Here is a 20192-nt window from a genome sequence, read left to right as displayed (position 1 = left end):
CTCCCGCCACCCCCTGCGGCGGGCGTGTGGGCGCACCGCCGGTCGTACGATCCATAAGCCCAGTCCTCCGTCGGGCCCGCCCCGTCAGGCCGCCTAGCGGTGAGGCACCGTACCGGTGCCGGCAGCCTGCCAGGCATGGAGCGGCCCCGCGGAGTCCGGCTCGGCCGGTACCCCCACCCCTGCTGACACTCTGTTGCGCTCCAGGGTATGCGCGGCTTCACCCGACGGGCAGACTTTCGGACAACCGGACATACGCCACCGCGCTGGGTGCCGCACAGTGTCACGATGCCCGCTAACACTGTGCGGCACCCGATGACGTTGCATCAGGACGATAACAAGCCGGATTCGGGGCTTCCGCGCGCGGGGTCAGCCCTGGGCGCGCTCCTCGGCGCCCCTCTCGGCGGGCTCCGCGGCGGCCTCGGCGGCGGCCGGGGCCCCCACCTCGGGTTCCTTCGCCGCGGCGGTGCTCCCGGCCTCCCCGGCGGGTGCCTCCGCGCCGTCCCCGGAGGCACTCCCGGCCGCGTCCCCGGCGTCCCCGGCGGCCTCGGCGGCGTTCTTGGCGGCGGCCTTCTTCCGGGCCGGCGCCTTCTTCACCGGCTCCTCCGGCGGCTCCGCCGGCAGCCCGAGGTGGACCCGGGCGGCGGCCGAACCCTGCTCCAGCAGGATCGCGAAGCCCGCGTCGTCGAGGACCGGCAGCCCGAGCTGAACGGCCTTGTCGTACTTGGACCCCGGATTGTCACCCGCGACCACGAAGTGGGTCTTCTTCGACACCGAACCGGTCACCTTCGCACCCCGCGAGGTCAGCGCCTCCTTGGCGCCGTCCCGGGTGTGCCCGGCCAGCGTGCCGGTGACGACGACGGTCTGCCCCTCCAGGGGGCGCTCGCCCTCCTCCTCGGCGGCCTCCTCGGTGAAGCGGACCCCGGCGGCGCGCCACTTCTCCACGATCTCCCGGTGCCAGTCGACCTGGTACCACTCGACGATCGAGCGCGCGGTGCCCGCGCCGACCCCCTCGGTGGCGGCCAGCCGCTCCTCGCTCGCCGCGAAGATCGCGTCCAGGTCGCGGAACTCCCGGGCCAGGTCCTGGGCGGCGACCGGGCCGACGTGCCGGATCGAGAGGCCGTTGAGGAAACGCCAGAGCGGGCGGTCCTTGGCCTTCTCGATGTTCTCCAGCATCAGCCCGGTGTTCTTCTTCGGCGCACCGGCGGTGGTGGCGAAGAAGAACACCTCCTTCTCCTCGCCGGTCTCGTCGTCCAGCTTCGGCATGCCCGTCTTCTGGTCGCGCACCAGCACCTTGATCGGCAGCAGCCGCTCGACCGTCAGACCGAAGATGTCACCCTCGTTCCCCACCGGCGCCTCGACCGGCTCCAGGGGCTGGGTCAGCGCGGTGGCGGCGACGTAGCCGAGGCCCTCGATGTCCAGCGCCGAGCGCCCGCCGAGGAAGGCGATCCGCTCCCGGATCTGGGCCGGGCAGTACTGGGCGTTGGGGCAGCGCAGGTCGATGTCCCCCTCCGCCATCGGCCGCAGCCCGGTGCCGCACTCGGGACAGTGCGAGGGCATCACGAACGCCTGCTCGCCGCCGTCCCGCAGGTCGTACACCGGGCCGAGGATCTCCGGGATCACGTCACCGGCCTTGCGCAGCACCACGGTGTCGCCGAGCAGGACGTCCTTGGCCTTGACCACGTCCTGGTTGTGCAGGGTCGCGTACTGCACCATCGAACCGGCCACCTTCACCGGCTCGGCCAGCACCGCGTACGGGGTGGCCCGGCCGGTGCGGCCGATCCCGACCTTGATCGCGGCGAGCTTCCCGGTGACCTCCTCCGGCGGGTACTTCCAGGCGATCGCCCAGCGCGGGGACTTCGAGGTGGAGCCGAGCCGGCCCTGGAGGGCGATCTCGTCCACCTTGACGACCACGCCGTCGATCTCGTGCTCGACCGAGTGCCGCTGCTCGCCGAAGTGCGCGACGAACTCCCGCACCTCCGCCAGCGAGCCGACCACCCGGTTGTGCCGGGCGGTGGGCAGGCCCCACCCGCGCAGCAGCTCGTAGGCGTGCGACTGGTTGTCGATGTCGAAGCCCACCCGGGCGCCGATGCCGTGCACCACCATCCGCAGCGGGCGGGAGGCGGTGACCAGAGGGTCCTTCTGGCGCAGCGAGCCGGCCGCGGCGTTCCTCGGGTTCATGAACAGCCGGATCATCGCCCGGGGCCGCTTGCCCTCCTTGGCGCGCTCCTCGTTCTCCAGCCGGCGGCGCTCGTTCTCCGCCGCGAAGGAGGCGTTGAGCGCCTCGAAGGCCTCGGTCGGGAAGTAGACCTCGCCGCGGATCTCGACCAGCTCGGGCACGTCGTCGCCGGTGAGCCGGTGCGGGATCTCCTCGATGGTGCGGACGTTGGCGGTGATGTCCTCGCCGACCCGGCCGTCGCCCCGGGTCGCCGCCTGCGTCAACCGGCCGTTCTCGTAGGTGAGGTTGACGGCCAGGCCGTCCACCTTGAGCTCGCACAGGTAGTGGTACTCGATCCCGGCCAGCTCGCCGGCGACCCGCTCGGCCCAGGCGGCGAGCTCCTCGTCGTCCATCGCGTTGTCCAGGCTGAGCAGCCGCTCGCGGTGCTCGACCGGGGCGAACAGCAGGGTCGGCGCGCCGCCGACCCGCTGCGAGGGCGACTCCGGGGTGACCAGGGCGGGGTGCTCCGCCTCCAGCCCCTCCAGCTCGCGCATCAGCGCGTCGAACTCGGCGTCGCTGACGACCGGCGCGTCCTGCTCGTAGTACCGGGCCCGGTGGTCAGTGATCTCGGCGGCCAGCTCGGCGTGCCGCTTGCGCACCTCCGCCGGAACGTCCTCCCAGCCCTCGACAGCCACCACCGCAAGCCCTCCGTCAATCTCTCATTCCGGGTTGTCCACCAGGCTCCGGGCCGCGTTCACACTGAGTGACAACGCCCGGCGCGCATGGTCCGGGGAGGCCCCGGCCAGCCCGCAGGTCGGCGTCACCAGTACGCGGCGGCCCAGCAGCTCCGGGGAGAACCCGAGCCTGCGCCACAACGCCCTGACACCCTGGACACTACCGGCCGGGTCCGACAGCGCCGTTGATTGAGCAAGCGCCCGCTCGGTGGAGGGGACGACGCCCGCGAGGATCACGGTGCCGGCGTCGACCGCCTCGCCGAAGTCCTCGTCCTCACGCTCGGTCAGCAGCGAGAAGTCCAGCGAGACACCCGCGACCCCGGCCCGGCGCAGCAGCGGCAGCGGCACCCCGGGGGCGCAGCAGTGCACCACCACGGGCACGTCCAGGGCGCCGATCACGTCCCGCAGCGCCTCCTCGGCGCGCTGCCGGTCGACGGAGCGCAGCCGCTGGAACCCGCTCGCCGTCCGCACCTCGGCGGCCAGCACGGCGGGCAGCGAGGGCTCGTCGAGCTGGAGCACCAGCTCCGCCCCGGGCACCCGGCGGCGGACCTCGGCGAGGTGGCGGCGCAGCCCCTCGGTGAGCGAACCGGCGATGTCCCGGCAGGCGCCGGGGTCGGCGAGCGCCTTCTCGCCGTACTTGAGCTCGATCGAGGCGGCCAGCGTCCACGGCCCGACCGCCTGCACCTTCAGCGCGCCGGTGTACCCCTGGGTGAACTCCTCCATCGCGTCGAGGTCCTCGCCCAGCCAGGAGTGGGCGCGGCGGGTGTCCCGGCCCGGACGGTCGGCGAAGCGCCAGCCGCTCGGCTCGGTCTGCGCGAACAGCTCCACCAGCAGGCCGGCGGACCGGCCGATCATGTCGGCGCCGGGCCCCCGGGCGGGGAGTTCGGGGAGGAACGGCAGGTGCTCCAGCGCCCCGGTGGAGGTCCTGGCGGCCTCCCGGGCGTCGGTGCCGGGCAGCGATCCGACGCCGGTGGCGGCGCCGACCAGGTCGGGGAAGGACAGTGGGTTGCTCACGGCCGAAGCCTATGGGGTCGGGAACGCCGACGGCCCCGGCGCCGGGCGCGGGGCTCGGTGACGGGGCCGTCGGGTGCCGGGTGGTCCGGTCCGGGTGGTCCGGGCGGGCCCTACCGCCCCGGGCGGACGGTGATGTCGGTGATCTCCGCGTCCCGGGAGGCGTCCAGCGCCGCCAGGATCGCCCTCGCCACCGACTCCGGCTCGATCCACTGACCGGCGTCGTACACCCGGCCCTCCTGCTGGTGCACCTTGACCTGCATCGCGGTGGCGGTGCGGCCCGGGTACACCGAGGTGACCCGCACGCCGTTGCCGTGCTCCTCCAGCCGCAGCGAGTCGGCGAGGGCGCGCAGCCCGTGCTTGCTCGCCGCGTACGCCGACCAGTCGGCGCTCGCCCGCAGCCCGGCACCGGAGTTGACGAACACCACATGGCCCTTGGCCAGCCGCACCGAGGGCAGCAGCAGCCTGGTCAGCTCGGCGGGGCCGACCAGGTTGACGTTCAGGGTCTCCTGCCAGGCCTTGACCGGCAGTTCGCCGACCGGGGCCAGCTCGACCACGCCCGCCACGTGCAGCACCGAGTCCAGCTCGACCGGCGGCGCCTGGTGCCCGAGGGCCCAGGAGAGCTTCGCCGGGTCGGCGAGGTCGCCGACCAGGGTCCGCGCGCCGGGGAAGCGCTCGCGCAGCTCGGCGGCCCGGCGGGCGTCGCGGGCCAGCAGCCAGAGCTCGTCCCCGCGCTCGGCGAGACGGGCGGCGAGGACGGCGCCGATGCCGGAGCCGGCGCCAGTGATCAGATGAGAGGCCATGACCGTGATCCTCTCAGCCCTTGAGCTGCTCGAAGACCTGGGCCGGGGTGTCGGCGAAGGTGATCAGCTCGCCCAGCGGGCGGGGCAGGAAGCCCTCGGCGTCCATCCGCTCCAGCTGGGTGCGCAGCCCCGCGTAGAAGCCCTCGGTGTCGAGCACCACCACCGGCTTGTCGTGCAGCGCGTGCTTCTTCAGCTCCAGCACCTCGGTCACCTCGTCCAGGGTGCCGAGCCCGCCGACCAGGACCACCACCGCGTCCGCACGCGCCAGCAGCTTCGCCTTGCGCTCGGCGAGGTCCGCGGTGGTGACCAGCTCGTCGGCCCCGTCGTACGCCTTGTGCTTCAGGAACTCGACGGAGATCCCGACCAGCCGGCCCCCGGCCTCCTTCACCCCGTCGGCGAGCAGCCCCATCAGCCCGGCGTTCGAGCCGCCCCACACCAGGGTGTGCCCGCCCTCCCCGAGGAGCCGGGCGAATTCGGCGGCGGGGAGGGAGTAGCGGTCGTCGAGCGAGTACGCGGAGCAGAAGACAGAGATATTCATGATGCCCCCGGTCTATCACGCCCCCGCAGACCCGCCCACCGGGTTTCTCCGCCGCCTCAGTCCCGGTACGGGACCAGCACCGCCAGGTCCAGCGTGAAGCCGAACGGCTCCGGAATCCCGATCCCGTCGCCGAACTCCCGGTCCGTACGGGTGTGGTAGCGGTCGTGACCGGGCTCGGAGAACAGCGTCACCGTCCGCTCGCGCGGGTCCACGATCAGGTAGAGCGGGATCCGCATCACGGCGTAGTCGTGCAGCTTGTCCATCCAGTCGTTGCCCGGGTTGGACGGCGACACGATCTCCACCGCGATCAGCGCCTCGGCGGCGGGGGCCCGGTTGCCCGGCTCGGAGAGCACCTCCACCGGCAGGTAGGTGAGGTCCGGCTCGCGGCCCTTGGAGACGTCCGGACTGACGATCCTGGTCCGTTCACGGGGAACGTACCCCTCGGGAACGTGCCGCTCGAACTGCCCGCGCAGCACCGCGACGTCGAGCCGGTGGGCGTCCGGCGGCGACGCCTGCATGACCAGCACGTCCCCGGACCACTCGACCCGGACACCTTCCGGGGCGATCCGCTCCAACTCCTCGACGAAGTCGCGGTGCCGCTCGTAGAAGCTCATGCGGTCCTCTCGTCCTCAGACGTTGACGGCCGGGCGTTCCGTGGTGGCGATGGTGGCGGAGCCGACGACGCGGGTGCCGTCGTAGAGGACGACGGCCTGGCCGGGGGCGATGCCGCGGGCGGGGGTGTCGAGGTCGACGCGGAGGGTGCCGTCGGTGACGGAGGCGCTGACCGGGACCTCCTCGCCGTGGGCGCGGAGCTGGGCGGTGTAGCGGCCGTCGGCCAGGGGCTCGGTGCCGCACCAGCGGGGGCGGATCGCGGTGAGGCCGGTGACGTCGAGGCCCTCGGCCGGGCCGACGGTGACGGTGTTGTTCACCGGCGAGATGTCGAGCACGTAGCGGGGCTTGCCGTCGGCGGCCGGGCGGCCGATCCGCAGGCCCTTGCGCTGGCCGATGGTGAAGCCGTAGGCGCCGTCGTGCTCGCCGAGCTTGGTGCCGTCGACGTCCAGGATGTCGCCGGTGGCGGTGCCGAGGTGGCGGGCCAGGAAGCCCTGGGTGTCGCCGTCGGCGATGAAGCAGATGTCGTGCGAGTCGGGCTTCTTGGCGACGGCCAGGCCGCGCCGCTCGGCCTCCTCGCGGATGACGTCCTTGGTGGTGTCGCCGAGCGGGAAGAGCGAGTGGGCGAGCTGGTCGGCGTCGAGCACGCCGAGCACGTAGGACTGGTCCTTGGCCGCGTCGACGGCCCGGTGCAGCTCGCGGGAGCCGTCCGCCAGGTCGACGATCCGGGCGTAGTGGCCGGTGCAGACGGCGTCGAAGCCGAGGGCGACCGCCTTGTCCAGCAGCGCCGCGAACTTGATCTTCTCGTTGCAGCGCAGGCACGGGTTGGGGGTGCGCCCGGCCGCGTACTCGGCCACGAAGTCGTCGATGACGTCCTCGCGGAAGCGCTCGGCGAGGTCCCAGACGTAGAACGGGATGCCGATCACGTCGGCGGCCCGGCGGGCGTCCCGGGAGTCCTCGATGGTGCAGCAGCCGCGCGCGCCGGTGCGGAAGGACTGCGGGTTGCTGGACAGGGCCAGGTGCACACCGGTCACCTCGTGGCCTGCCTCGACCGCGCGGGCCGCGGCGACGGCGGAGTCCACCCCGCCGGACATCGCCGCGAGCACACGCAGGCGGCCGGTGGTGGACGGAGCGGTCGGGGCACCCGGGAAGTCAGTCATGATGACAACAAGCGTACGTGGTGCCGCCCGGCATTCCGCCGGGGTTCCGGCGCTCGGCCGGACGGCCTTCCGGTACCGGGCCGGACGGCCTTCCGGCTCAGCGCCGGACGGCCGCGAGACCGGCGTTGCGGGCGCGCTGGACGGCCGGGGCGATGGCCTCCGCGAGGGCGGTGACATCGTCCCGGGTGGAGGTGTGGCCGAGCGAGAAGCGCAGCGAGGCCCGGGCCAGCAGCGGGTCGACGCCCATCGCCAGCAGCACGTGGCTGGGCTGCGGGACGCCGGCCGAGCAGGCCGAGCCGGTCGAGCACTCGATGCCCCGGGCGTCGAGCAGCATCAGCAGCGCGTCGCCCTCGCAGCCGGGGAAGGAGAAGTGCGCGTTGGCGGGCAGCCGCCCCTCCCCCGCCGGGTCGCCGTTGAGCACGGCGTCGGGGACGGCGGCGAGCACGGTCGCGACCAGTTCGTCCCGCAGCGCGCCGAGGGCGAGGGCGTGCTCCTCGCGGCGCGCGACGGCGATGGCCGCGGCGGCCGCGAAGCCGGCGGCGGCGGGCGCGTCCAGGGTGCCGGAGCGGACGTCGCGCTCCTGGCCGCCGCCGTGCAGCAGCGGGACGGGCGTCGCGCCGCGCGACAGCAGCAGCGCGCCGATGCCGAACGGGCCGCCGATCTTGTGGCCGGTGACGGTGAGCGCGGTGAGTCCGGAGCCGGCGAAGGAGACCGGCACCTGGCCGAGCGCCTGCACCGCGTCGGCGTGCATCGGGATGCCGTACTCGGCGGCGACGGCGGCGAGTTCGGCGACCGGCTGGACGGTGCCGACCTCGTTGTTGGCCCACATGACGGTGACCAGCGCGACCGAGGCGGGGTCGCGTTCGATCGACTCGCGCAGCGCCGCCGGGTGCACCCGGCCGAGCGCGTCCACCGGCAGGTAGTCGACGGTGGCGCCCTCGTGCTCGGCGAGCCAGTGCACGGCGTCCAGCACCGCGTGGTGCTCGACGGGGCTGCACAGCACCCGGGTGCGGGCCGGGTCGGCGCCGCGGCGGGCCCAGTACAGGCCCTTGACCGCCAGGTTGTCGGACTCGGTGCCGCCGCCGGTGAGGACGATCTCGCTGGGCCGGGCGCCGAGCGACTCGGCGAGCGACTCGCGGGACTCCTCGACCACCCGGCGGGCCCGGCGTCCGGCCGCGTGCAGGGAGGAGGCGTTGCCGACGACCCCCAGGTGCGCCGTCATCGCGGCGATCGCCTCGGGCAGCATCGGCGTGGTCGCCGCATGGTCCAGGTATGGCATAACCATGCGATTGTAGTGGCCCTCCGGCCTGCACCGGACCGGCGTGCCCGGGACGGCCGGGCGCACCGCACCGATCCGGCCACCGGACAGCGGTCACCGGGCCGGTGCCCCTCGGGGCAGCCCAGGTACGGGGGACGGCCCCCGAACGGTTAGCCTGACGGCCACCAGCACGCGGCCCGACGGCCATCGCCGGGCGGCCGGACGGCCACCGGCACCACCCGGCCGAACGGCCGCCACCACCAGGCTCGACGGCCCCTGCCCGCGGCCCGGCCGGAACCAGGAACGGGGAGCCCCATGTCGCAGTCGGTCGATCGGGCGCTGACCCTGCTCGGCTCGCTCGGCGACGGACCGGTGACCCTGGAACAGGCCGCCGGCTCGATCGGGGTGCACAAGTCCACCGCCCTGCGGCTGCTGCGGACCCTGGAGGAGCACGGCTTCGTGCACCGGCAGTCCGACCGCCGCTACCGGGTCGGCGGCCGGGTGCTGTCGCTGGCCCAGCGGGCGCTCCAGGAGATCGACGTCCGGCAGGTCGCCGCCCCGTACCTGGCCGCGCTGAACGAGCGCTGCGGCTGCACCGTGCAGCTGGCCGTGCTGCAGGACGACGAGGTGCTGTACCTGGACGAGCTGGCCGGCCGCTGGAGCACCGATCCGGGGCGGCCGACCCGGATCGGGCGGCGGGCCTCGGCGGCCGGGACGGCGATCGGCCGGGTGCTGCTGGCGGGACTGCCCCCGACCGGCGCGACGACCGACGCCCAGGCCGCCGATCTGGCGGCGGTGCACCGCCGGGGCTGGGCCGCGGAGTCGGCCGAGCACCTGGAGGCGGTCACCTGCGTGGCGGCGCCGGTGGCGGGCAGCGACGGGCGGGCGGTCGCGGCCTGCGCGATCTCGGCGCCGGCCGACCGGATGCCCTCGGCCGAGCTGCTGCGGCTGGTGCCGGAGCTGCTCTGCACCGCGGAGGCGGTCTCGCTGGCGTACGGCGGCTCGCCTACTCCTCGCTGGTGCGAGAACCGTTGCGGTGCCAGGCCCGCGGCGCGCGCCAGCCGTACTTGAGGGCGAGCATCCGCAGGCCGAACGCGGTCAGCGCGGCGGCGGTGCCGGTGGCGGCGGTGAGGCTGCCGAGGGCGATCAGCACGGCGACCAGGGCGGCGCCGACGAGGGCCGGCACGGCGTAGATCTCGCGGTCCCAGCGCAGCAGCGAGGGGAGTTCGCCGGCCAGGACGTCGCGCATCACCCCGCCGCCGGCGGCGGTCACCATGCCGAGGGCGACCGAGGAGACCGCGCCGAGCCCGTAGTCGTGCGCCTTGGCGGTGCCGGTGACGCAGAACAGTCCGAGGCCCAGCGCGTCGAGGGTCTGCACGGCGCGGTTGATCCGCTCGACCTCGGGGTGCAGGAAGAAGACCACCAGGCCCGCGAGCAGCGGGGTGACGAAGTAGCCGAGGTTGCTGAACGCGGCGACCGGGGTGGCGCCGATGACGAGGTCGCGCATCACGCCGCCGCCGAGCGCGGTGACCTCGGCGAGGACGCAGATGCCGAAGATGTCCATGTTCTTGCGGACGGCGAGCAGCCCTCCGGAGAGGGCGAAGACGAAGATGCCGACGAGGTCCAGCGACTGCTGCACGTCGGAGGGGAAGATCTGCGAGGTCACCGCACCAGTGTGACCCGACCGGCCCTCCCCTCCGACCGCGCGGTCAGACGGAGGCCTTCGCCCCGTCGCCGGTGACGGCGTTCTCCGGGAAGTGGCAGGCCACCTGGTGGCCGGCCGTCGCCGCGACGAGCGGCGGCTCCTGGCTCGCGCAGATCTCCTGGGCCTTCCAGCAGCGGGTGCGGAAGCGGCAGCCGCTGGGCGGGTTGATCGGCGAGGGCACGTCGCCCTTGAGCAGGATCCGGTCGCGCCCGCCGCTCTGGCGCCGGCGCGGGTCGGGCACCGGGACGGCCGACATCAGCGCGGTGGTGTACGGGTGCATCGGGCTGCGGTAGAGCGAGTCCCGGTCGGCGATCTCGACGATCTTGCCGAGGTACATCACGGCGACCCGGTCGGAGACGTGCCGGACCACCGAGAGGTCGTGCGCGATGATCAGGTAGGTCAGGCCGAGCTCCCGCTGGAGGTCGTCGAGCAGGTTGACCACCTGGGCCTGGATGGAGACGTCCAGGGCGGAGACCGGCTCGTCGGCGACGATCATCCGGGGCCGCAGGGCGAGCGCCCGGGCGATGCCGATGCGCTGGCGCTGGCCGCCGGAGAACTCGTGCGGGTAGCGGTTGTAGTGCTCGGGGCTGAGCCCGCACAGCTCCAGCAGCTCCTGGACGGCCTTCTTGACCCCGCCCTCGGGCTCCGCCTTCTGCAGCCGGAACGGCGCGCCGACGATGGTGCCGACGGTGTGCCGCGGGTTCAGCGAGGAGTACGGGTCCTGGAAGATCATCTGGATGTCGCGGCGCAGCGGCCGCATCGCCCCGACGCCCAGGTGGGTGATGTCGGTGCCCTCGAACTCGATCTTCCCGGCGGTCGGCTCGTCGAGCCGGGTGACCAGCCGGCCCATCGTCGACTTGCCGCAGCCGGACTCGCCGACGACGCCCAGGGTCTCACCGGCGTTGACCGTGAAGTCGATGCCGTCGACCGCCCGGACGGCGCCGGTCTGGCGCCGCATCAGGCCGCTGTGGATGGGGAAGTGCCGGGTCAGGCCCGTCACCCGGAGCAGCGGCTGCCGATCCGGGGCGGGCGCCGGCGCGGGGATGGTCGCCGCCTGGGTGTCCGTCATCGGTTCTCTCCAGAAAGGTGGTACGAGTCCGGGCTCACAGCCGGGGCGCGATCTCTTCGGTGAAGATGCGGTGCCGCTCGGAGAGCGCGAGGTGGCAGGCCGCGTGGTGGCCGGGCGCGACCTCGGTGAGCCCCGGGGTCTCCTCGACGGAGCGCCCGCCGGTCAGCTCCGCGTACGGGCAGCGCGGGTGGAAGGCGCAGCCGGACGGCACGTTGATCAGGCTGGGCGGAGTGCCCTTGACCGGGACGAGCCGCTCCTGGAGCTCCCGGTCGAGACGCGGCATCGAGCCCAGCAGGCCCCAGGTGTAGGGGTGTTCGGGCGAGTCGAAGAGGGTCTCGGCCGGGCCGCGCTCGACGCACTTGCCGCCGTACATGACCAGGATGTCGTCGGCGAGCTCGGCGACCACCCCGAGGTCGTGGGTGATGATGATGACGGCCGAGCCGAACTCCTCCTGGAGGTCCCGGATGAGGTCCAGGATCTGCGCCTGGACGGTGACGTCCAGGGCGGTGGTGGGCTCGTCGGCGATCAGCAGCGAGGGGTCGTTGACCAGGGCCATGGCGATCATGGCGCGCTGGCGCATGCCGCCGGAGAACTGGTGCGGGTAGTCGTCGACCCGGCGGTCGGGCTGCGGGATGCCGACCCGGTCGAGCATCTCGACGGCGCGGGCGCGGGCCTGCTTCTTGGTCGCCTGCGGGTGGTGCACCCGGTAGGCCTCGACGATCTGCTGCCCCACCGTGTAGTAGGGGTGCATCGCGGTCAGCGGGTCCTGGAAGATCATCGCCATCTGGCGGCCGCGGAGCTCCCTGACCCGGTCCGGTCCGGCCGCGACGAGGTCCTCGCCGTCGAGCCGGATCTCGCCGGTGATCCGGGCCCGCTTGGAGCGGTGCAGGCCCATGATGCCGAGCGAGGTGACGGACTTGCCGGAGCCGGACTCGCCGACGATGCCGAGGGTGCGGCCCTTGGCCAGGTCGAAGCTGACGCCGTCGACGGAGCGGACCAGGCCGTCGTCGGTGTCGAAGTGGATCCGCAGGTCCCGGACGGAGAGGTACGGGTCCCCTCCGGCCGGGGCGGCCGCGCGGGCCGGGGTCTTCTGGAGCTCGGTCACGACAGCCTCACCCGGGGGTCGACAGCGGCGTACAGGAGGTCAACCACGAGGTTGCAGAGGACGATGAAGAAGGCGGCGAGCAGCGTGGTGCCGAGGATCTTCGGCAGGTCGTTGTCGGAGATCGCCTGGACGGCGAACTGGCCGACGCCCTGGAGCGAGAAGACCTGCTCGGTGATCAGCGCACCGCCGAGCAGCAGACCGAGGTCCATGCCGAAGATGGTGACGATCGGGGTGAGCGCGGCGCGCAGTCCGTGCCGGGTGACGACCTTGCGCTCGGCCAGGCCCTTGGCCCGGGCGGTGCGGATGTAGTCCTCGCTCATCGTCTCCAGCATTCCGGCGCGGGTGAGCCGGGCGTAGAGCGCGGAGTAGAGGAAGGCCAGCGAGATCCAGGGCAGGATCAGGTTGCGGGCCCACATCAGCGGGTCGTCGGTGAAGTTGACGTACTGGAGGTTGTCCAGGATCGGCCACTCGTAGCTGAACACCGTGAGCAGCAGCGCGCCGGTGAAGAAGACCGGCAGCGAGACGCCGGCGAGCGCGATGCCCATCGAGATCCGGTCGAAGATCGAGCGCGGCCTGAGGGCGGAGACGACGCCGGTGGCGACGCCGGAGACCAGCCAGAGCGTGGCCGCGCCGATGGCGAGCGACAGCGTGACCGGGATCCGCTTGGACAGCTCGGGCCAGACCTCCAGGTGGTTCTTGAAGGAGTAGCCGAAGCAGGGTACGTGGCAGGTGGCCGGTTCCGGGCCGAACTTGTATTCGGCGCCGCTGACCAGCCCCTTGAGGAAGTTCCAGTACTGGGTGTACAGCGGCTGGTCGAGGCCGAGGTTCTTCTTGACCGCCGCGATCGCGTCGGGAGAGGGGTTCTTCCCGATGTACTGGGTGGCCAGCTGGTCGACCGTCTCGCCGGCGAGGCGCGGGAGCAGGAAGAAGATCGCGAAGGTGACCGCGCTGACGACCAGCAGCAGCACCGCGGCGGCGAGGATCCTGCGGATGATGTAGGCAAACACAGTTGGTCGGCTCCGGCCGCCCGCCGCCGTCCGGGATCCTCCGGACGGCGGCGGGCTTTGCCGCTGCCTTCACCTGCCTTCAGGGATGCAGAGCCAGGCTCTTACTTGGTGGTGCCGATGTTCAGGTAGTCGTACTCACCCGAGAAGGCCGGCGTGGACGCGAGGTTGGTGGCGTTGTCCGGGCGGTACAGGAAGACCTTGAAGTCGGTGAGCGGGACGTAGACCGCGGCCTCCATGACCTTCTTGTCGATGTCGCCGTAGATCTTCTCGCGGGCCGCGCGGTCCGGGTTGGTGGCGGCGTCGTCGAGCAGCTTGTTGACGGCGGGGTCGTTCAGCGAGGCCAGGTTGCTGTTGCCGGAGGCCTTGATCGCGCGGCCGTCGACGATCTGCTGCAGGAAGCCGTAGCCGGTCGGCCAGTCGGCGCCCCACTGCATCATCATCAGGCCGATGTTGTGCTCCTTGGCGAACTTCGGAGCGCCGGCGCTGTCGGCCAGGTACTTGCCCTGCGGGAACTGCTGGATCTCGGCGTTGATGCCGACCTTCTTCAGCGCGGCCTGGATCGAGGTGGCGGCGGCGACCTCGGTGGCGCGCTCGGTGCGGGCGGAGAGCACGGTGGTGATGCTGTCCTTGCCGCAGGCCTTCAGGGCGTCCTTGGCCTTGGCCTCGTCACCCTTGTTGTCCTTGGTCTCCCAGACGTTGAAGTCCTGGTGGCCCGGGATGTCGGGCGGGAGCACGGTGTTGGCGACCTGGCCGCGGACGGGGCCGCCGAGCGCGGTCTGCACCGAGACCTTGTCGACCGCGTACTGGACGGCCTTGCGGCACTCGATGTTGTCGAACGGCGCGACGTCGGTGTTGATGGCCATGTAGACCAGACGGCCGCCGTAGGCGTTGTCGGTGTTGGCCTTCAGCTTCGGGTTCTGCAGGATCTGCGCCTGGGTCTGCGGGTCGACACCGCCGCCCACCAGGTCGACCTGGGCGTTGCCGGCCAGCAGGTCCTTGTCGATGGTGGCCTGGTCGATGTTCATCCGGAGCACGATCTTGTCCGGCAGCTGCTTGCGGATCGGGTCGGTGCTCGGGTCCCAGTTGGTGTTCGGGACCAGGACGGCCTGCTTGCCGTCCTCGTAGGACTCGAACTTGAAGGAGCCGGAGGAGACGATCTTCTTGACGTACTCGGCGCCGGTGTCCTTGGCCTGCGGGACCGGGACCGTCTGCGGGGCGCTGACCAGGTAGTCGAAGTCGGCGAAGGCGTGCGTCAGGTGGAAGACGATGGTGGTGTCGTCCGGGGTCTCGATCGACTTCAGGTCGCCGGTCTTGTCCTTGTACGGACCCTCGTACGGCGTGGGGTTGTCGACCAGCAGCTCCTTGAAGTACGTCGGGCCGTTGGAGTTCACGTCCGGCGCGAAGTTGGAGCGCTCGACGGCGTACTTGACGTCCTTCGAGGTGATCGGGGTGCCGTCGTCGTACTTCAGGCCCTTGCGCAGCTTGTACGTCCAGCTCAGGCCGTCGGCGCTGACCTGGCCGAGCGACTCGGCGAGGTCCGGGACGAGCTTGTTGCCCGCCTCGCCGGCGCCCGGCTGGAAGGTGGTGAGCGGACGGCCGTACAGACGCGAGAAGTTGTAGATGTACGCGTAGTACGTGTTGCCCGGGTCGAGCGAGTCGGGGGTGCCCTTCATCTCGAAGGTCACCGTCCCGCCCTTCTTGTCCGAGGCGTTGACGATGCCCTTGGTGGCCGCGTTGGCACCGGTGCCGCCGGCGGCCTCGGTGGCGGAGCCGGAGGCGGTGGACTTGGCGTCGGTGCTCTTCGTGCTGGACGAGCAGCCGGTGACGACCAGGACCGCGGCAGCAGCCGTGGCGGTCAGTGCGACGGTACGGGACCTACGCATGGGTGAGATCAACCCCTTGAGGAAGTGTTGGCCGAACGAGGGATCCTGACGCGGCGTCAGTTGCTCTTGGGATCGAGGGCGTCACGCAGCCCGTCGCCGAGCAGGTTGAAGGCGAGTACGGTGACGAAGATCGCCACACCGGGGACCACCATGTACTGGGGGTCCACCTGGTAGTACCGGATCGCGTCCTGGAGCATGCCGCCCCAGGAGGCCTGCGGGGGCTGGATGCCCACGCCGAGGAAGCTCAGCCCGGCCTCGAAGAGGATGTTGGTCGGGATCAGCAGGGTCGAGTAGACCAGGATCGGACCGACCAGGTTGGGCAGCAGCTCCTTGAAGAGGATGAACGGCCCGCGGGCGCCCAGGCTCCGGGCCGCGTAGACGAACTCGCGCTCGCGCAGCGAGAGGGTCTGTCCGCGCACGATCCGGCCCATGTAGGGCCAGTTGAAGAAGCCGATCACGAAGATCAGCACCATGATGTGCAGCGGGAGGCCGTGCAGGCCGAACGCGCCGCCCTGCAGCGAGGTCGAGATCGCGATCGCGAACAGCAGCAGCGGGAAGGCGAGGAAGACGTCCATCACCCGGCTGATCAGGGTGTCCACCCAGCCGCCGTAGTAGCCGGCCATGATGCCGAGCACGGTGCCGATGGTGTTGGACAGCACGGTCGCGCCGAAGGCGACCAGCAGGGAGACCCAGGAGCCCTCGATGACGCGGGTCAGCAGGTCACGGCCCTGCAGCGGGTCGACGCCGAGCGGGTGGTCCCAGCTCATGCCGCCCCAGTCGCCGAACGGCAGACCGCCGAGGTCGGCGTCCAGGAGGTCCTGGTGGAGGGCGTCGGGATCGAGGCCGAAGGCCGATTCGATCGGCTTGGCCAGCACGGCGAGCAGGATCAGCAGGATCACCACGACGCCGCCGGCGACGGCGGCCTTGTCCCGCTTGAAGCGGGTCCAGGCGATGCGGCCGAGCGAGCGGCCCTCGATCTTCTTGGCCGGGCTCGCGGCGGCGTCTGCCTCCGGTGCGTTGCCGGCGGTCTTGATGGGTGCGGTCATGGTCAGTTCGGTCCCCTCGCCGACGGTGGCCGGCCCACGGGTGCCGGGCACCGGGATCGGCGGCGCGGCTGGTGCGGACGTGCTTGGGTGCGGACGTGCTGAGGTACAGGAGCGGAGTGCTTCCAGCGGTACGACTGGCTCAGTACTGCTGCCACGCGGGATGGGCGTCACGTGGATCATGCGGTCCGTCAGCGCGTTCGCCCTTGTGGGACGCCAACCACGCGCGGCGGGCTGTTGCAGAACTCTCTGCCATCCGAACTGGCTTACGCCAGCCCTGACCACCGACAGATGCCCAACTGTGATCTGTGCGCATGCACCTCCCCGACCATCGGCATATCCCTCTTCACACAGCTGTAACAGCCATGTCAAGATGTGTTCCATCCGATTCGGGGAGAACGTCCGAAAAAACGCCGAAACCGGCCTGACGTGGCGTCAAGCCGGTTTCGTGGAAGGGGCTTCGGGGGTTCGCGCGATCAGCGACCGGGGTAGCCGGGCCACGGCTGCTGCGGCGGGGGCTGCTGCCCCGGCCAGGCCGGAGCCGGCGGCTGGGTGCCGTAACCGAAGCCCTGCCCCTGGGCCGGGCCCTGCTGCGAGGCGTACGGCGGCGGGGGCACCGGCGGGTACGGGCCGGTCTGCGGACGGCCGTGCCCGGCCGCCTCCCGGTCGTAGAACGGGCGTGCGTGGGCCCGCATCCAGAGCGCCACCGGGTCGAACTCGTCCGCCATCGCCACCGTCGAGACCGCCAGCCCCTCCGGCGCGACCGCGATCGCCCGCTGCATCAGCGCCCGCACCGCCTCCACCGTGGGCGGCGAGCTCTCGTACAGTTCGAGACCGATGGCGAGGTACGGCTCGCCCACCGACGGCTGCACCCAGGCCCGGCGCAGCGCCCGCACCGCCCGCACCTCGGCCGCCTGCCGCTCCAGCAGCGCGAAGAACTGCTGGGCCGGCACCTGCGGCTCGCTCAGCCGCAGCGGACCGGCCGGCAGCCGGTCCAGCCCCGCGGCCACCCGGCGCAGGTCCGCCCACGGCACCCCGACCCCGCCGCCCGGGGCGTGCGGGTTCAGCCACAGCCCCCAGCGGGTCCGGTACAGCGAGGCCGCGATCTCCCGGCCGGAGATCACCTCGTGCGCCCGCGCCCAGCCGGACGCCGCCAGCTGCTCGGGCGAGGTGACGGCCGGCGCGTAGCCGTGGCCGCTGATCTCCATGTTCCCGTACTGGGCGTCGGCGCTGCCCGGCGTCCCGTGCCACAGCAGCATCCAGACCCGGCCCTCGGCGAGCGCGTTCAGCATCGTCTCGTAGGCCTCGTAGCGCTCCGGCGCCACCTCGCGCAGGGCGCGTTCCAGCGCGCCCGGATCCGGGCGTCCGGTGGGCGCCTGGCCCCAGGGCCCCGGTGCGCCGCCAGCTACCGATCCCGCACTCATGCGCCCACCTCGTTGCGCCTCTTCGTTCCTCGTCCGTCACCGGCGGCCCGGCGGCCGTCAGCACGCACCTTATGGGGCACCGTCGACCACCGCCACGCCGACGTGCCAGGGCCCCCGCCGCTCCCCCGCCGAGCGTCCGGCCCGAAGGGCACCGCACGGACGGCCGGGGACCGGCTCAGCCCCGCACGTGGAAGGGCGCGACCCGGTTCACCATCCACTCGACCACCGGATCGTCCGCGAGGTCGAGCAGTACGAGGTGGACGCCACCGGGCAGCGGCGCGGTTCCCAGCGCGCGCCCCAGCGCCTCGTTCACCGCCCCCGGGTCGGCCGGGGCCGCCGGGTCCAACTGGACGCCCACGAACATCACGGTCGGCTCGCCCTCGACACTGGCCAGCGCCCGCCGGGCGCTCAGCACCCCCGGCAACTGCGCCAGTTCGGCCCGGCAGGCGGCCAGGAACAGCTCCGGGTCCTCGCCCGGCACCGGCTCGCGCAGCGCCACCCGGCCCCCGGACGGCGCGTCCTGGGCGACGTCCCAGCGGTCCTCGCGCGGCCCCCGGCGCAGCTCGGCCACGCCCTCCGGCGGGACCGGGATGCCCACCGGGGCCTCGGGGTTGACGGCGATGCCGACGCCCAGCGGCAGGCCGCGGGCGAACTCCCACACCGGCGCGACCGCGAACGCCATCCCCGGCGCCTGCTGGAGCAGCACCTCCTGGGAGGAGAACACCGGGACATAGGGGCCGCCGGCCAGTTCGAGGGTTGGCAGGTCCAGCGCCCGCCCCTGCGGGTCGCCGCCGGACGGCAGCGGGATCCACACCTGGCTGCGCGCCAGCACCTCGATCACCCGCGGGGTCGCGCCCGGGTCGCCGAGCGCGGCGGTGAGCACCTGCTCCAGCTCGTTGGCCGGCCACGCGCCGCCGGCCGGCGCCGACTGCGCCCCGCCCCAGCCCTGCTGCTCCACCGGGTTGCCCATCCGCCCCTGTACCGCCCTCCGCTCGCCGATTCCCGCAGCCTAGCGCCCGGGCGGGACGGAACGGGACGCGGAACGGGAGCGGAAGGAGGCCGGGGGGAGGCGCGGGGAGGCGCGGGAAGGCCGGGGGAAGGCGGGGCGCGGCGCGGGGAGCGGAGCGGGCGTGTGAGGCAGCCCCCTCTCCCGCCATCGGTGCGGACGTGCCATGATGTGCGCGTCTGCGGTGGCATCCACCCAGGCCCTCCAACTCCATACCGGCCGCTCGAACCCGCGCGGGAGAGTCCGGAGTGCCCCGTCCTGGCGGCACAGCCGGCGCCGAAGGAGCAAGTCCTCCCCGGAATCTCTCAGGCCCCCCTACCGCACGGGTTAGGCAGATCTGGAAAGCGGTGCACGGCCCTGCCGTCCGCCCACCCACGGTGCAAGCCGCCATGCTGTCCTTTGCAGGGCAGTGGACGGTGAAGCTCTCAGGTACGACGACAGATGGGGAGACCCAGCCGCCGCATGCCCGCGCGCAGGGTCCGCCCCGTGCCCGGGCCGGTCCCGGCGTGCGCACCCCTGAGTGCCCCGACCGAGGAGTTCCTGGCCATGTCGTCCCTCCGCCTCACCGCGCTCGACGCGCTGCACCGCGCCCTCGGCGCCACCATGACCGACTTCGCCGGCTGGGACATGCCGCTGCGCTACGGCAGCGAGCGCGAGGAGCACCTCGCCGTCCGCACCAAGGCCGGTCTGTTCGACCTGTCCCACATGGGCGAGATCACCGTCACCGGCCCGCAGGCCGGCGAGATGCTGGACCACGCCCTGGTCGGCTTCGTCTCCGCGCTCGGCGTGCTGCGCGCCCGCTACACCATGATCTGCGCCGAGGACGGCGGCATCCTGGACGACCTGATCGTCTACCGCCTGCGCGAGGACGCCTTCCTGGTCGTCGCCAACGCCTCCAACGCCCAGCTGGTGCTGGACGAGCTGATCGCCCGCGCCAAGGGCTTCAACGCCGTCGTCTCCGACGACCGCGACGCCTACGCGCTGATCGCCGTCCAGGGCCCGGAGTCCACCGCGATCCTGGCCGACACCACCGAGGCCGACCTGCCCGGCCTGAAGTACTACGCGATCCTCCCGGCCCAGGTGGCCGGCCGCGACGTGCTGCTCGCCCGCACCGGCTACACCGGCGAGGACGGCTTCGAGATCTTCTGCAACCCGGGCGACGCCGAGCAGATCTGGCAGGCGCTGACCGCGGCCGGCACCGACCGGGGCCTGATCCCCTGCGGCCTGTCCTGCCGCGACACGCTGCGCCTGGAGGCCGGCATGCCGCTGTACGGCCACGAGCTGTCCACCGAGCTGACCCCGTTCGACGCCGGCCTCGGCCGGGTGGTGCGCTTCGACAAGACCACCAACGAGGGCGCCTTCGTCGGCCGCAAGGCCCTGGAGCGGGCCGCCGCCGAGGCCGAGGCCAACCCGCCGCGGGTCCTGGTCGGCCTGGTCTCCGACGGCAAGCGGGTGCCGCGCGCCGAGTACACCGTGGTCTCCACCGAGGGCGCCCCGATCGGCCGGATCACCTCCGGCTCGCCCTCCCCCACCCTGGAGAAGCCGATCGCGATGGCCTACGTGGACGCGGCGCACGCCGCCCCGGGCACCACCGTCGCGGTGGACGTGCGCGGCAAGCACGAGCCGGTGCAGGTCGTGGCGCTGCCGTTCTACAAGCGCGCCCGCTGACCCCGCTCCCCCAC

At 72.6% G+C, this 20192-nt stretch carries 17 protein-coding genes and 1 riboswitch; of the genes, 2 read left to right on the top strand and 15 right to left on the bottom strand.

Annotation, left to right across the window (positions count from 1 at the left end; all coding sequences use genetic code 11):
* Positions 1–366: 366 nt before the first annotated feature.
* The 7 genes from ligA to ACW14Y_RS26405 form a co-directional block, all read right to left on the bottom strand.
* Positions 367–2850 carry an NAD-dependent DNA ligase LigA gene (ligA, locus tag ACW14Y_RS26435; protein WP_456988257.1) on the bottom strand — a complete coding sequence of 828 codons (2484 nt, stop codon included), beginning with the start codon at positions 2848–2850 and terminating at the stop codon, positions 367–369.
* 24 nt (positions 2851–2874) lie between these two features.
* Positions 2875–3903, bottom strand: coding sequence for a methionine synthase (locus tag ACW14Y_RS26430; RefSeq protein WP_380299311.1), 1029 nt, complete (start codon positions 3901–3903; stop codon positions 2875–2877).
* 110 nt (positions 3904–4013) lie between these two features.
* The gene (locus ACW14Y_RS26425) at positions 4014–4703 is read right to left on the bottom strand and encodes an SDR family oxidoreductase (RefSeq protein WP_340635851.1); all 690 of its coding nucleotides are present in this window, start codon (positions 4701–4703) and stop codon (positions 4014–4016) included.
* 13 nt (positions 4704–4716) lie between these two features.
* The gene (locus tag ACW14Y_RS26420) at positions 4717–5241 is read right to left on the bottom strand and encodes an LOG family protein (protein ID WP_380299312.1); all 525 of its coding nucleotides are present in this window, start codon (positions 5239–5241) and stop codon (positions 4717–4719) included.
* 56 nt (positions 5242–5297) lie between these two features.
* Positions 5298–5855 carry a Uma2 family endonuclease gene (locus tag ACW14Y_RS26415; protein WP_456983644.1) on the bottom strand — a complete coding sequence of 186 codons (558 nt, stop codon included), beginning with the start codon at positions 5853–5855 and terminating at the stop codon, positions 5298–5300.
* Positions 5856–5870: 15 nt separating this feature from the next.
* A complete protein-coding gene (gene mnmA, locus ACW14Y_RS26410) occupies positions 5871–7010 on the bottom strand; it encodes a tRNA 2-thiouridine(34) synthase MnmA (protein WP_380299314.1) in 1140 nt (379 codons plus the stop codon).
* Between the two features lie 97 nt (positions 7011–7107).
* Entirely contained in the window at positions 7108–8289 is a 1182-nt protein-coding gene (locus ACW14Y_RS26405; protein WP_456983643.1) for a cysteine desulfurase family protein, read from the bottom strand.
* Positions 8290–8583: 294 nt separating this feature from the next.
* Here ACW14Y_RS26405 and ACW14Y_RS26400 point away from each other — a divergent pair, with 294 nt between their 5' ends.
* On the top strand, positions 8584–9339 hold the full coding sequence (locus ACW14Y_RS26400; RefSeq protein ID WP_380299316.1) for an IclR family transcriptional regulator: 756 nt from the start codon (positions 8584–8586) through the stop codon (positions 9337–9339).
* On the opposite strand, the gene ACW14Y_RS26395 is transcribed toward ACW14Y_RS26400, so the two are convergent.
* From ACW14Y_RS26395 to ACW14Y_RS26360, 8 genes are all read right to left on the bottom strand, one after another.
* Positions 9275–9934 carry a trimeric intracellular cation channel family protein gene (locus ACW14Y_RS26395; RefSeq protein WP_266271570.1) on the bottom strand — a complete coding sequence of 220 codons (660 nt, stop codon included), beginning with the start codon at positions 9932–9934 and terminating at the stop codon, positions 9275–9277. The genes ACW14Y_RS26400 and ACW14Y_RS26395 overlap by 65 nt on opposite strands.
* Before the next feature lie 43 nt (positions 9935–9977).
* Complete coding sequence (locus tag ACW14Y_RS26390) at positions 9978–11042, bottom strand: ABC transporter ATP-binding protein (RefSeq protein WP_380299317.1); 1065 nt, start codon at positions 11040–11042, stop codon at positions 9978–9980.
* A gap of 34 nt (positions 11043–11076) precedes the next feature.
* Complete coding sequence (locus ACW14Y_RS26385; RefSeq protein WP_380299318.1) at positions 11077–12147, bottom strand: ABC transporter ATP-binding protein; 1071 nt, start codon at positions 12145–12147, stop codon at positions 11077–11079.
* The gene (locus ACW14Y_RS26380; RefSeq protein WP_030392717.1) at positions 12144–13154 is read right to left on the bottom strand and encodes an ABC transporter permease; all 1011 of its coding nucleotides are present in this window, start codon (positions 13152–13154) and stop codon (positions 12144–12146) included. The genes ACW14Y_RS26385 and ACW14Y_RS26380 overlap by 4 nt, the downstream gene beginning before the upstream one ends.
* Positions 13155–13255: 101 nt before the next feature.
* Positions 13256–15037 carry an ABC transporter substrate-binding protein gene (locus tag ACW14Y_RS26375; RefSeq protein ID WP_456983642.1) on the bottom strand — a complete coding sequence of 594 codons (1782 nt, stop codon included), beginning with the start codon at positions 15035–15037 and terminating at the stop codon, positions 13256–13258.
* 56 nt (positions 15038–15093) lie between these two features.
* On the bottom strand, positions 15094–16083 hold the full coding sequence (locus ACW14Y_RS26370) for an ABC transporter permease (RefSeq protein ID WP_045938975.1): 990 nt from the start codon (positions 16081–16083) through the stop codon (positions 15094–15096).
* Between the two features lie 473 nt (positions 16084–16556).
* A complete protein-coding gene (locus ACW14Y_RS26365; protein ID WP_380299320.1) occupies positions 16557–17504 on the bottom strand; it encodes an enhanced serine sensitivity protein SseB C-terminal domain-containing protein in 948 nt (315 codons plus the stop codon).
* Positions 17505–17679: 175 nt separating this feature from the next.
* Positions 17680–18474: an enhanced serine sensitivity protein SseB gene (locus tag ACW14Y_RS26360; protein ID WP_380299321.1), complete on the bottom strand. Its 795-nt coding sequence runs from the start codon at positions 18472–18474 to the stop codon at positions 17680–17682.
* Positions 18475–18734: 260 nt separating this feature from the next.
* Positions 18735–18841: riboswitch (glycine riboswitch) on the top strand.
* A gap of 215 nt (positions 18842–19056) precedes the next feature.
* Here ACW14Y_RS26360 and gcvT point away from each other — a divergent pair.
* Positions 19057–20178, top strand: a complete 1122-nt coding sequence (gene gcvT, locus ACW14Y_RS26355) for a glycine cleavage system aminomethyltransferase GcvT (protein WP_045938960.1) — start codon at positions 19057–19059, stop codon at positions 20176–20178.
* Positions 20179–20192: the final 14 nt, after the last annotated feature.

It is taken from the genome of Kitasatospora sp. cg17-2, from assembly GCF_054031055.1.
The sequence above is the reverse complement of the archived record's forward strand: the minus strand, read 5'-3'. Positions and strand labels throughout refer to the sequence as shown.